The following is a 13,118-nucleotide window of genomic DNA, read 5'->3' as shown; positions in this document are numbered from 1 at the left end:
ATTTCCCTCGCACCTGTCGCGCCCCTCGGGCGCGCGACGGTGCGGTGGTCCGTGGTTTGAGAGAGATGTGAGGCAATGACCAAGATCATCATCGATGGCAAAGAGATCGATGTGCCGCCGGAGTACACGCTGCTGCAGGCGTGCGAGGCGGCCGGCGCCGAGATTCCGCGCTTCTGCTATCATGAGCGGCTGTCGATCGCCGGCAACTGCCGGATGTGTCTGGTCGAGGTGAAGGGCGGACCGAAGCCGGTCGCGAGCTGCGCCTGGGGCGTGCGTGACTGCCGGCCGGGCCCGAAGGGCGAGCCGCCGGAGATCTCGACGCGGTCGCCGATGGTCAAGAAGGCGCGCGAAGGCGTGATGGAATTCCTTCTGATCAACCATCCGCTGGACTGCCCGATCTGCGACCAGGGCGGCGAATGCGACCTGCAGGACCAGGCGATGGGCTATGGTGTCGACACCAGCCGCTTCGCCGAGAACAAGCGCGCGGTCGAGGACAAATATCTCGGCGCGCTGGTCAAGACCTCGATGAACCGCTGCATCCAGTGCACCCGCTGCGTGCGCTTCTCGGCGGAAGTCTGCGGCGTGCCGGAAATGGGCGCGACCGGCCGCGGCGAGGACATGGAGATCACCACCTATCTCGAGCAGGCGCTGAGCTCGGAGCTGCAGGGCAATCTGGTCGACATCTGCCCGGTGGGCGCGCTGACCTCCAAGCCCTATGCCTTCGCGGCACGTCCCTGGGAGCTCGGCAAGACGCAGTCCATTGACGTGATGGATGGCGTCGGCTCCGCGATCCGGGTCGACACCCGCGGCCGTGAGGTGATGCGCATCCTGCCGCGCATCAATGACAGCGTGAACGAGGAGTGGATCTCGGACAAGACCCGGCACGTCGTCGACGGCCTGCGCACTCAGCGCCTCGACCGTCCCTATGTCCGCGAGGACGGCAAGCTGCGCGCGGCGTCGTGGCCTGAGGCGTTCAAGGCGATCGCCACGAAGCTTGCGCGCATCGACGGCAAGCGCATCGGCGCCATTGCCGGCGATCTTGCGGCAGTCGAGGAGATGTTCGCGCTCAAGGATCTGCTCGCCAAGCTCGGCTCGACTAACGTCGCGGTGCAGGGCGGCGACAGCTTCGACGCCAAGGCCGGCCGCGCGTCCTACATCTTCAACCCGACCATTGCCGGGATCGAACAGGCCGATGCGATCCTGATCGTCGGTGCCAATCCGCGCAGGGAAGCGGCCGTGCTCAACGCCCGCATCCGTAAGCGCTGGCGGTCGGGTCAGCTCAAGGTTGGCCTGGTCGGACCGAAGGTCGACCTGACCTATGCTTACGAGCACATCGGCGCCGGCACCGACTCCTTGAGCGACGTGGCCGCGGGCAAGCATTCCTTCGCGACCACGTTCCGCAACGCCAAGAACCCGATCGTGCTGGTTGGCTCCGGCGCAGCCTCGCGCCATGACGGTGCGGCGATCCTGTCGCTCGCGGCCAAGATCGCGATGGACGTCAACGCCGTGCGCGAGGACTGGAACGGTTTCGCCGTGCTGCACGACACCGCATCGCGGGTCGGCGCGCTCGACATCGGCTTCAACGGCACCGGTCTGACCGCGGCGCAGATGACGACCTTCGGCACGATGGACGTCATGTTCCTGCTGGGCGCCGACGAGGTCGAGGTGCCCGAGGGCGTTTTCGTCGTCTACATCGGCACCCATGGCGACCGCGGCGCGCATCGCGCCGACGTCATTCTTCCGGGCGCTGCCTATACCGAGAAGTCCGGCATCTACGTCAACACCGAGGGCAGGGCGCAGACGACGGGCCGCGCCTCGTTCCCGCCGGGAGAGGCGCGCGAGGACTGGGCGATCATCCGTGCTCTGTCGGACGTGCTGAGCAAGAAGCTGCCCTATGACTCGCTGGCCGCACTGCGCGCGGCGGTCGTCACGGCCGCGCCGCATCTCGGCCGGCTCGATCAGATCGAGGCCGGCAAGCTCGCCGACATCAAGACGCTCGCGGCCAAGGGCGGCAGCCTGGAGAAGGCACCGTTCAAGTCCCTGATCGAAGACTTCTATCTCACCAACCCGATCGCGCGCGCCTCGGCGGTCATGGCGGAATGTTCCCGTCTTGCCTCCGGGCAGATGCTGACGGCAGCGGAGTGAGCGTGACCTGATGGCTGATTTCTTCGCAAGCTCGTTCTGGACCGGCTTTCTCTGGCCGCTGATCATCATGGTCGCGGAGAGCGTCCTGCTGCTCGTCCTCCTTCTGGTCGCGATCGCCTACATCCTGCTGGCCGACCGCAAGATCTGGGCAGCCGTGCAGATCCGGCGCGGTCCCAACGTGGTCGGCCCCTGGGGCCTGTTCCAGTCCTTCGCCGACCTGCTCAAATTCGTGCTCAAGGAGCCGATCATTCCGGCGGGCGCCAACAAGGGCGTGTTCCTGCTGGCACCGCTGGTGTCGTGCGTGCTGGCGCTGGCAGCCTGGGCGGTGATCCCGACCAATCTCGGCTGGGCGATCGCCGACATCAATGTCGGCGTCCTCTTCATCTTCGCGATCTCGTCGCTGTCGATCTACGGCATCATCATGGCCGGCTGGTCGTCGAACTCGAAATACCCGTTCCTGGCCGCGCTGCGCTCGGCGGCGCAGATGGTGTCCTACGAGGTCTCGATCGGTTTCGTCATCATTACCGTGCTGCTGTGTGCCGGCACGCTGAACCTGTCGGCCGTGGTCGAGGCGCAGCATGCCCGGGGTCTCGCCAGCCTGATCGGCCTGCCGCAGCTGACGATCCTGAACTGGTACGTCTGGCCGCTGTTTCCGATGTTCGTGGTGTTCTACGTCTCCGCGCTGGCCGAGACCAATCGCCCGCCGTTCGATCTCGTCGAGGCGGAGTCCGAGCTCGTCGCCGGCTTCATGGTCGAGTACGGCTCGACGCCGTACCTGCTGTTCATGCTCGGCGAGTACGTCGCGATCACCACGATGTGCGCCCTGGCCACCATCCTGTTCCTGGGCGGCTGGCTGCCGCCGATCGACCTGCCGCCGTTCAACTGGGTGCCGGGCGTCATCTGGTTCGCGCTCAAGCTGTTCTTCATGTTCTTCCTGATCGCGATGGCGAAAGCGATCGTGCCGCGCTACCGCTACGACCAGTTGATGCGCCTGGGCTGGAAAGTGTTCCTGCCGCTGTCACTGGTCATGGTGGTGATCGTCGCGGGCGTGCTGCACTTCGCCGGCATCGCGCCGAAATGAGGCTGTCATGAACATCACCGCCATTGGCCGGTCCTTGCTGCTGCAGGAATTCGTATCCGCATTCTTCCTCGCGATGCGCTATTTCTTCCAGCCCAAGCCGACGCTGAACTATCCGTTCGAGAAGGGGCCGATCTCGCCGCGCTTCCGCGGCGAGCACGCACTGCGCCGCTACCCGAATGGCGAGGAGCGCTGCATCGCCTGCAAGCTGTGCGAAGCCGTCTGCCCGGCGCAGGCGATCACGATCGAGGCCGGTCCGCGCCGCAACGATGGTACCCGCCGCACGGTGCGCTACGACATCGACATGGTGAAGTGCATCTATTGCGGCCTGTGCCAGGAAGCCTGTCCGGTGGACGCGATCGTCGAGGGACCGAACTTCGAGTTCGCGACCGAGACCCGCGAGGAGCTCTACTATGACAAGGCCAAGCTGCTCGCGAACGGCGACCGCTGGGAGCGCGAGATCTCCAAAGCCATCGCGCTTGACGCGCCGTACCGCTGAGGCCGTCCGATGATCCCCTCTGAATCCCACGCGTCATTCCGGGATGGTCCGAAGGACCAGACCCGGAATCTCGAGATTCCGGGTTCGCGCTTCGCGCGCCCCGGAATGACGGAGCATTGACGATGATCCTTCCAGCGCTCTTCTTCTACCTTTTTGCGGCGGTCTGCGTGGCTTCGGCCGTGATGGTGATCGTCTCGAAGAACCCCGTTCATTCCGTGCTCTTTTTGATCCTCGCCTTCGTCAACGCCTCCGGCCTGTTCGTGCTGATGGGGGCTGAATTCCTGGCGATGATCCTGGTCGTCGTCTATGTCGGCGCGGTCGCGGTGCTCTTCCTGTTCGTGATCATGATGCTCGATGTCGACTTCACCGAGCTCCGCGAGGGCTTCCTGCAGTACATGCCGATCGGCCTCGTCATCGGCGGCATCTTCCTGTTCGAGCTGCTGCTCACCGTGTCGTACTGGGTCATCAATCCGACGGCGCCGAAGGCGATCACGGCGGCGATCCCGACCAACGTCACCAACACCGAGGCGCTCGGCCTCGTGCTCTACACGAAGTACATCCATTACTTCCAGCTGTCGGGCATGATCCTGCTGGTGGCGATGATCGGCGCGATCGTGCTGACGCTGCGTCACAAGGCCAACGTGAAGCGCCAGGACATCAACGTCCAGAACGCGCGCACACCCGAGATGGCGATGGCGATGCGCAAGGTCGCGGTCGGCCAGGGCCTGCAGGATGCGGACGCGGCGGAGTGGGTGAAATGACCATCGGACTCGGACATTATCTCTCGGTCGCCGCAATGCTGTTCACGCTCGGCATCCTCGGCATCTTCCTGAACCGCAAGAACATCATCGTCATCCTGATGTCGATCGAGCTGATCCTGCTCGCCGTCAACATCAACCTGGTGGCGTTCTCGACCTTCCTCGGCGACATCGTCGGGCAGGTGTTCGCGCTGTTGGTGCTGACGGTCGCGGCGGCGGAGGCCGCGATCGGCCTTGCCGTGCTGGTGGTCTACTTCCGCAACCGCGGCTCGATCGCGGTCGAAGACGTCAATCTGATGAAGGGCTAAGGGCGCATGATCCGCACAAGTGGGGGCCGGCTCGCCGGCAAGGTCATGCGTAGGGGAACGGGCGAATGATCCAGGCCATTGTCTTTCTGCCGCTGCTCGGCGCCATCCTCGCCGGCCTGATCGCGCTTTTCGGGGCGCATGCGCGTCACCCGAGCGGCGACACGGTCGAGCATCATCACGACGACGGTCATCACCACGGCGCCGCCGACGCGCACGCACATGACGATCACGGTCATGGCCACGACGATCACCATGTCGCAGAGCCGCCGGCGGCCGGCACCTGGGCCGCGCAGGCGATCACGACGGGGCTGCTGTTCGTGTCCGCTGCGCTGTCCTGGGCCATGCTGGTCAGCGTCGGCTTCATGCACCACGAGGTCGGGGTGAAGGAGCTGCTGCCGTGGATCAATTCCGGCGAGCTCCAGGTTTCCTGGGCGCTGCGCGTCGACACGCTGACGGCAGTGATGCTGGTCGTGGTGACGAGCGTGTCCTCGCTCGTGCACCTCTATTCGATCGGCTACATGGACGAGGATCCGAACCGTCCGCGCTTCTTTTCCTATCTCTCGCTGTTCACCTTCGCGATGCTGATGCTGGTGACCGCGAACAACCTCGTGCAGCTGTTCTTCGGCTGGGAGGGGGTGGGTCTTGCGAGCTACCTGCTGATCGGGTTCTGGTTCCAGAAGCCGTCGGCGAACGCGGCCGCCATCAAGGCCTTCGTCGTCAACCGTGTCGGCGATTTCGGCTTCGCGCTCGGTATCTTCGCCGTGTTCCTGCTGGCGAAGTCGACCGACTTCGAGACCATCTTCCATGCCGCGCCGAGCTTTGCCGGCAAGACCATCAACTTCCTCGGCTGGAATGCCGATGCGCTGACGCTGACCTGTCTTCTCCTGTTCATGGGCGCGATGGGCAAGTCGGCGCAGTTCCTGCTGCACACCTGGCTGCCGGACGCGATGGAAGGTCCGACCCCGGTCTCGGCGCTGATCCACGCCGCGACCATGGTCACCGCCGGCGTGTTCATGGTGGCGCGTCTCTCGCCGCTGTTCGAGCTCGCGCCGAACGCGCAGGCCGTCGTGATGTTCTTCGGTGCAACCACGGCGTTCTTCGCCGCGACCGTCGGCCTCGTGCAGAACGACATCAAGCGCATCGTTGCCTATTCGACGTGTTCGCAACTCGGCTACATGTTCGTGGCAATGGGGGCAGGCGCCTATTCGGTCGGCATGTTCCATCTGTTCACGCATGCCTTCTTCAAGGCGCTGCTGTTCTTGGGCTCCGGCTCGGTGATCTACGCGATGCATCACGAGCAGGACATCCGCAACATGGGCGGCCTGTGGCGCAAGATCCCGTACACGTTCGCGGTGATGACGGTCGGCACCCTGGCGCTGACGGGCTTCCCGGGATTTGCCGGCTTCTTCTCCAAGGATGCCATCATCGAAGCGGCCTACGCCGCGCACAATCCGTTCGCGACCTACGCCTATTTCCTTACGGTCGTGGCTGCCGGGCTGACCTCGTTCTACTCCTGGCGCCTGGTGTGGAAAACGTTCTTCGGCACGCCGCACGACCAGCATCACTACGATGCCGCACATGAGAGCCCGATCTGGATGCTGATCCCGATCGGCGTGCTCGCGGCCGGCTCCATTCTGGCGGGCTTTCCGTTCAAGGCGCTGTTCACCGATCCCCATGGCGCCGAGGCCTTCTTCGGCGAGTCGCTGAAGATGAACCCGCACATCCTTGAGGACATGGAGCACATGCCGTTCTGGCTCGGCCAGCTGCCCTTCATCATGATGGTGCTCGGCTTCGCCGTGTCCTACATCTTCTACGTCAGCCGTCCGTACATCCCGGAAGAGCTGGCGACCCAGCAGCCGCTGCTCTACAAGTTCCTGCTCAACAAGTGGTACTTCGACGAGCTCTATGACGTGATCTTCGTTCGTCCGGCGAAGTGGCTCGGCCGCTTCCTCTGGAAGAAGGGCGACGGCTTCGTCATCGACGGCTTCGGTCCGGATGGCGTCTCGGCGCGGGTGCTCGACATCACGCGCAACGTCGTGAAGATCCAGACCGGTTATCTCTATCATTATGCCTTTGCCATGCTGATCGGCGTCGCCGGCCTGATCACCTGGTTCATGTTCATGGGAGGCCAGCAATGACCACCTGGCCAATTCTGTCGGTCGTCACCTTCCTTCCCGTCGTCGGCGCGTTGCTGATCTATCTGGTGCGCGGCGACGACGAGGCGGCCCGGCGCAATGCGCGCTGGATCGCGCTGTGGACCACGCTGATCACCTTCGCGGTGTCGGTGATCCTGGTGCTGCGCTTCGATCCCGCGCAGACGGACTTCCAGTTCGTCGAGAAGTCGAACTGGCTCGCGGCCGGCATCAGCTATCACATGGGCGTGGACGGCATCTCGCTGCCGTTCGTGATCCTGACCACCGCGCTGATGCCGTTCTGCATCATCGCGAGCTGGAAGTCGGTCACCAACCGGCTGCGCGAATACATGATGGCGTTCCTGATCCTGGAAACGCTGATGGTCGGTACGTTCTCCGCGCTCGATCTCGTGCTGTTCTATCTGTTCTTCGAGGGCGGCCTGATCCCGATGTTCCTGATCATCGGCGTCTGGGGCGGTCCGCGCCGGGTCTACGCCTCGTTCAAGTTCTTCCTCTACACGTTGCTCGGTTCGGTCCTGATGCTGCTCGCCATCATGGCGCTGTACTGGAACGCCGGTACGACCGACATTCCGACCTTGATGCATACGGCGGTGCCGCGGTCCTTGCAGACCTGGGCGTGGCTGGCCTTCTTCGCCTCCTTCGCGGTGAAGATGCCGATGTGGCCGGTTCACACCTGGCTGCCGGATGCGCACGTCGAGGCGCCCACCGCGGGCTCGGTGATTCTGGCCGCGATCCTGCTGAAGATGGGCGGCTACGGCTTCCTGCGCTTCTCGCTGCCGATGTTCCCGCTGGCGTCGCACGATTTCGCGCCGCTGGTCTTTACGCTCTCCGCGATCGCGATCATCTATACCTCGCTGGTCGCGCTGATGCAGGAGGACATCAAGAAGCTGATTGCCTACTCGTCGGTAGCGCATATGGGCTTCGTGACGATGGGCATCTTCGCCGGCACCATGCAGGGCGTGGCCGGCGGCGTGTTCCAGATGATCTCCCACGGCATTGTCTCGGGCGCGCTGTTTCTCTGCGTCGGCATCGTCTACGACCGCATGCACACCCGCGAGATCACAGCCTATGGCGGCCTCGTCAACCGGATGCCGGTCTATGCGCTGGTGTTCATGGTGTTCACCATGGCCAATGTCGGTCTGCCCGGCACCTCCGGCTTCGTCGGCGAGTTCATGACCTTGCTCGGAACCTTCAAGGTGTCGATCCCGACCGCGTTCTTCGCGACCTTCGGTGTCATCCTCTCGGCCTGCTATGCGCTGTGGCTCTACCGCAAGGTCGTGTTCGGCGCGCTGACCAAGCCGTCGCTCGCCAGCATCAAGGACCTGACCTTCCGTGAAGGCGTCATCCTGTTTCCGCTGGTGGCGCTGACCATCCTGTTCGGCGTCTATCCGAAGCCGATCCTCGACATGTCGGCGGCCTCGGTGCAGCAGCTCGTGACCAACTACAATACAGCCGTGACGGCCGTTAAGGCCGCTGCGCTGCTCCAATGAGACCCCAGAGGTCGGGACAAAGACGATGATCGAGAATCTTGGGGCTCAGCTTTGGGTGGTGTTGCCGGAGCTGCTGCTGGCCTTGGGGGCCATGGCGCTGTTGATGCTGGGGGCGTTCCGCGGGCAGGGGGCGACGGGGATCGTCACCGGCCTTGCGATCGTTCTGCTGATCGTGGTCGGCATCCTGGTGCTGCGCCAGCCGGCGGGCCAAGCCTTCGGCGGCAGCTTCATCGCCGACAGCTATGCGAGGTTCCTGAAGATCCTCGCTCTGATCGGCTCGATCGCGACGCTGGTGATGTCGGTGGAGTTCCTGTCGGCGCCGGACCGCCGCATCTTCGAATATGCGATCCTGGTGCTGCTTTCGACGCTCGGCATGCTGGTGCTGATCTCGGCCGGGGATCTGATTACGCTCTATCTCGGCCTCGAGCTGATGTCGCTCGCGCTCTATGTCGTCGCGGCGAGCCATCGCGACAATGCCAAGTCGACGGAAGCCGGCCTGAAGTATTTCGTGCTCGGCGCGCTGTCCTCCGGCATGCTGCTGTACGGTGCATCGCTCATCTACGGCTTTACCGGAACGGTGAGCTTTGCCGGGATCGCGGCGGCCACGAAGACCGGCAGCGTCGGTATCATCTTCGGCCTCGTCTTCCTGTTCGCCGGCCTGTGCTTCAAGGTGTCTGCGGTGCCGTTCCACATGTGGACGCCGGACGTCTATGAAGGCGCGCCGACCCCGGTGACGGCGTTCTTCGCCTCGGCGCCTAAGGTCGCCGCTCTCGCCGTGTTCGCGCGCGTCGCGCTCACCGCGTTCCCCGGCATCACCTTCCAGTGGCAGCAGATCATCGTGTTCGTCTCGATCGCCTCGATGGCGCTGGGCTCGTTCGCGGCGATCGGCCAGACCAACATCAAGCGCCTGATGGCCTATTCCTCGATCGGCCACATGGGCTTCGCTCTGGTCGGCCTCGCCGCCGGCACGGTCGAGGGCGCGCAGGGCGTGCTGACCTACATCGCGATCTACGTCGCGATGACGCTCGGCTCCTTTGCCGTGATCATGGCGATCAGGCGCGACGGCCAGTCGTTCGAGAAGATCAGCGATTTTGCAGGGCTCTCACGCACCAACCCGCTGCTCGCCTTCTTCTTCGCGATGCTGCTGTTCTCGCTGGCCGGCGTTCCGCCACTCGCGGGCTTCTTCGCCAAATGGTATGTGTTCGTTGCCGCGATCAAGGGCGGGCTATTCACACTGTCGGTGATCGGCGTGCTGACCAGCGTCGTCGGCGCCTACTACTATCTGCTGATCGTCAAGACGATGTATTTCGACGAGCCGCTGCCGACGCTCGATCCTGTTAGAATCGAGCTGCGCACGGTGCTCGCGATCTCCGGCGTCTTCAACATCCTGTTCTTCGCCTATCCGGGCCCGCTGGTCAGCGCGGCCGCGGCCGCGGCGAAGTCGCTGTTCTAGATGACGTTTGTTCTCGGGGCGCGTGCTGCCAAGGCTGATTACGGGCTCGTCGCGTTCGATCAGGCCGGGTCGACCAATGTGGAGGCCCTTGCGCATGCGCGCCGTGGCGACACCAAGAGGTCGTGGTTCGTCACCTCGGAGCAGACGGCGGGGCGCGGGCGGCGCCAGCGGCCCTGGATCGCCCCGCGTGGCAATCTGGCCTCGAGCGTGCTGGAAGTGCTGAACGTGGCTCCTGCGATCGCAGCCACGCTCGGCTTCGCCGCAGGCCTTGCGATCGAGAGCGCGCTGCGCCAGGTGAGCCTTGAGGCGGCGCTGCGGTCGCGAGGCCGCGCATCTTTCGCGCTGAAATGGCCCAACGACGTGCTGGCCGATGGGCGCAAGATCGTTGGCATGCTGCTCGAAGCGGAGCAGGTGGCTGGCGGGCTCGCGGTGGTTGCCGGCATCGGAACCAACGTGGTGGCGGCGCCGACGGATACCCCGACACCGGCGGTGTCGTTGGCGGATCTCGGCGTTCAGGTGACGGCCGAGGATCTGTTCTCGGTGCTATCCGACAGCTGGGTCGAGTTTTTCGGCATCTGGAACGAGGGGCGGGGCTTCGGTGACATCCGCCGGCTGTGGCTGGACCGGGCCGCGGGTCTCGGTCAGCCCGTCGCCATCAGGTCCGGACATGCTATTGTCGAGGGGATTTTCGACACGATCGATGAGCAAGGGTGCATGGTGGTGCGGACCGCGGAGGGACGATTGGAGCCGATCACGGCAGGCGATGTTCATTTCGGCTCCGTCGCATCCAAAGGAGCGGTTTAGATGGCACGTCCCGACGAACTGACATTTGCTCCGCTCGGCGGAGTCGGCGAGATTGGCATGAACCTGTCGATCTATGGCCTGGGCAACCGCCACCAGCGGTCCTGGCTCGCGATCGATCTCGGCGTCTCTTTCGGTGACGAGGAGCATCTGCCGGGGATCGACCTGATCATGCCCGACGTCGCCTTCCTGGAGAAGGAGCGCAACAATCTCGTCGGCCTCGTGCTGACTCATGCGCATGAGGATCATTTCGGCGCGATCATCGATCTGTGGCCGCGGCTGAAATGCCCGATCTACGCGACCAAGTTCAGCGCCGCGTTGTTCGAGGCCAAGTGCGAGGCCGAGCGTCTGCCGGCGAAGATCCCGGTCACGGTGATCCCCTCCGGCGGCAGGGTCGACATCGGGCCGTTCAACGTCGAGTTCATTCCAGTCGCGCATTCGATCCCTGAATCGCATGCGCTCGCGATCCATACCGAGGTCGGCACCGTCCTGCACACCGGCGACTGGAAGATCGATCCGACGCCGGTGATCGGCGTACCCACCGACGAGAAGCGGCTGCGCGAGCTCGGCGACGCCGGCTTGCTGGCGCTGATCGGCGACTCCACCAATGCCGTACGCGAGGGCCGCTCGCCGTCGGAGGCCGAGGTTGCCAAGACCATTACCCAACTGGTGAAGGAGGCGCGGGGCCGCGTCGCCGTCACCACCTTCGCGTCCAACGTCGCGCGCCTCCGCGCCGTAGCCGAAGCGGCGCGCGAGGCGGAGCGGGAGGTCGTCATCGTCGGCCGCGCCATGGAACGGGTGGTTCAGGTCGCGCGTGAGACCGGCTATCTCGATGGTGTGCAGAATTTCCGTGGCATGGACCTCTACGGCCACTTCCCGGCGGACAAGGTGCTGGCGTTGTGCACCGGCAGCCAGGGCGAAGCGCGCGCCGCGCTGGCGCGCATCGCCAATGACGATCATCCGCTGGTCACGTTGAACAAGGGCGATACCGTCATCTTCTCGTCGCGCACGATTCCCGGCAACGAGAAGGCGGTCGGCGCTGTCATCAACGGCCTCGTGCAGCAGGGCATCGAGATCATCACCGATCGCAACCACCTGGTTCATGTCTCGGGCCATCCGCGCCGCGACGAGCTGCGCGACATGATCGCATGGACGCGGCCGCAGCTCCTGATCCCTGTGCACGGCGAGGCGCTGCATCTCCACGAGCACGCGCAGCTGGCGCGGGCCTGCGGCGTGCCGAAGGTGATCACCTGCCGCAACGGTGATCTCATCAAGCTCGGCCCTGGGGAACCCGGGATCATCGACCAGCTGCCGGCAGGACGTCTCTACAAGGACGGCACCATCGTCGAGGATTCGAAGTCGCGCGCCGTCGTCGAGCGCCGCAAGATGGCCTTTGCGGGCTGCATCTTCGTGGCCCTTGCCATCACCGACAAGGGCGAGCTGGCTGACGAGCCCGAAGTGGACATGGTCGGCATCCCGGAGAAGAATGCAGCAGGCGAAGAGATCGACGACATCGTGTTTGACGCTGTCATGTCGACCTTCGAAGGCCTGCCGCGCGCGCGCCGGCGCGACCCCGATGCCGCGGCGGAATCGGTGCGGCGGGCGGTGCGCTCTGCCGTGAACGAACAGTGGGGCAAGAAGCCGATCTGCCTCGTCCACGTCTTGGAAGTCTGACGCAGGCCGATCGAACGGCCGTGCAAAAGAAAAAGTGGAGGATGCAATGCTGGGCCGGCTCAATCATGTGGCCATCGCCGTGAAGGACGCGGAGAAGGCGGCAAAGATCTACGGCGCGGCGTTCGGAGCCGAGATTTCCTCAGCGCTGCCGCTGCCGGAGCACGGCGTCATCACCGTGTTCGTCACCCTGCCGAACACCAAGATCGAATTCATCCAGCCGCTCGGTGACACCTCGCCGATCGCCAAGTTTCTCGAGCGCAATGCCGATGGCGGCATCCACCATGTCTGCTACGAAGTTGCTGACATCATCGCCTCGCGCGACACCCTGATCAAGGAGGGCGCCCGCGTGCTCGGCGACGGCCAGCCGAAGATCGGCGCCCACGGCAAACCGGTGCTCTTCTTGCATCCCAAGGATTTTTCCGGTGCGCTCGTCGAGATCGAGCAGGCCTGAGGCGCCGAGGCAGCGATGGCCTATACAATCTCCACCTGGTTCGCGATCTACTTCGTGCTGTGGTGGGTCACGCTGTTCGTGACCCTGCCGTTCGGTATCCGCAGCCAGCATGAGACGGGCGGTGGCACGCCGGGCACGGATCCCGGTGCGCCGACCATCAGCCGGATGGGGCGACGGCTGATCTGGACCACGCTGCTGTCGGCCGTGATCTTCGCCCTGGCGCTGGCGGCCTATCAGGCCGGTTATCTCAGCATCGAGCGGCTGTCGAAGCTGATGGGCGTGCCGTTCTAGTTCAACTGCAATGCACA

At 64.4% G+C, this 13,118-nt stretch carries 12 protein-coding genes; all 12 read left to right on the top strand.

The annotated features are described in order from the left end of the window. Positions 1–75: 75 nt before the first annotated feature. The 12 genes from nuoG (at position 76) to LQG66_RS06920 (ending at position 13,101) form a co-directional block, all read left to right on the top strand. The gene (gene nuoG / locus LQG66_RS06975) at positions 76–2,145 is read left to right on the top strand and encodes an NADH-quinone oxidoreductase subunit NuoG (protein ID WP_231324766.1); all 2,070 of its coding nucleotides are present in this window, start codon (positions 76–78) and stop codon (positions 2,143–2,145) included. A 10-nt stretch (positions 2,146–2,155) separates the two neighbouring features. Further along, positions 2,156–3,226 carry an NADH-quinone oxidoreductase subunit NuoH gene (nuoH, locus tag LQG66_RS06970; RefSeq protein WP_231324764.1) on the top strand — a complete coding sequence of 357 codons (1,071 nt, stop codon included), beginning with the start codon at positions 2,156–2,158 and terminating at the stop codon, positions 3,224–3,226. Positions 3,227–3,233: 7 nt separating this feature from the next. Continuing rightward, complete coding sequence (nuoI, locus tag LQG66_RS06965) at positions 3,234–3,722, top strand: NADH-quinone oxidoreductase subunit NuoI (RefSeq protein ID WP_231324762.1); 489 nt, start codon at positions 3,234–3,236, stop codon at positions 3,720–3,722. Between the two features lie 122 nt (positions 3,723–3,844). Further along, the gene (locus tag LQG66_RS06960; RefSeq protein WP_231324760.1) at positions 3,845–4,483 is read left to right on the top strand and encodes an NADH-quinone oxidoreductase subunit J; all 639 of its coding nucleotides are present in this window, start codon (positions 3,845–3,847) and stop codon (positions 4,481–4,483) included. After that, positions 4,480–4,788, top strand: coding sequence for an NADH-quinone oxidoreductase subunit NuoK (nuoK, locus tag LQG66_RS06955; RefSeq protein ID WP_231324758.1), 309 nt, complete (start codon positions 4,480–4,482; stop codon positions 4,786–4,788). Before LQG66_RS06960 ends, nuoK begins: the two co-directional genes overlap by 4 nt. Positions 4,789–4,853: 65 nt before the next feature. Then, positions 4,854–6,926 (top strand): NADH-quinone oxidoreductase subunit L, encoded by a 2,073-nt coding sequence (gene nuoL / locus LQG66_RS06950; RefSeq protein WP_231324756.1) that lies wholly within the window; start codon positions 4,854–4,856, stop codon positions 6,924–6,926. Next, entirely contained in the window at positions 6,923–8,431 is a 1,509-nt protein-coding gene (locus tag LQG66_RS06945; protein WP_231324753.1) for an NADH-quinone oxidoreductase subunit M, read from the top strand. Before nuoL ends, LQG66_RS06945 begins: the two co-directional genes overlap by 4 nt. A gap of 25 nt (positions 8,432–8,456) precedes the next feature. Then, positions 8,457–9,884, top strand: a complete 1,428-nt coding sequence (gene nuoN / locus LQG66_RS06940) for an NADH-quinone oxidoreductase subunit NuoN (RefSeq protein ID WP_231324751.1) — start codon at positions 8,457–8,459, stop codon at positions 9,882–9,884. Further along, positions 9,885–10,688: a biotin--[acetyl-CoA-carboxylase] ligase gene (locus LQG66_RS06935; RefSeq protein ID WP_231324749.1), complete on the top strand. Its 804-nt coding sequence runs from the start codon at positions 9,885–9,887 to the stop codon at positions 10,686–10,688. Then, positions 10,689–12,359 (top strand): ribonuclease J, encoded by a 1,671-nt coding sequence (locus tag LQG66_RS06930; protein ID WP_231324747.1) that lies wholly within the window; start codon positions 10,689–10,691, stop codon positions 12,357–12,359. 46 nt (positions 12,360–12,405) lie between these two features. After that, on the top strand, positions 12,406–12,810 hold the full coding sequence (gene mce, locus LQG66_RS06925; protein WP_231324745.1) for a methylmalonyl-CoA epimerase: 405 nt from the start codon (positions 12,406–12,408) through the stop codon (positions 12,808–12,810). Between the two features lie 15 nt (positions 12,811–12,825). Further along, the gene (locus tag LQG66_RS06920) at positions 12,826–13,101 is read left to right on the top strand and encodes a DUF1467 family protein (protein WP_231324743.1); all 276 of its coding nucleotides are present in this window, start codon (positions 12,826–12,828) and stop codon (positions 13,099–13,101) included. The last annotated feature ends 17 nt before the right edge of the window (positions 13,102–13,118 follow it).

The sequence above is a fragment of the Bradyrhizobium ontarionense genome (assembly GCF_021088345.1).
Classification (GTDB): domain Bacteria; phylum Pseudomonadota; class Alphaproteobacteria; order Rhizobiales; family Xanthobacteraceae; genus Bradyrhizobium; species Bradyrhizobium ontarionense.
The sequence above is the reverse complement of the archived record's forward strand: the minus strand, read 5'-3'. Positions and strand labels throughout refer to the sequence as shown.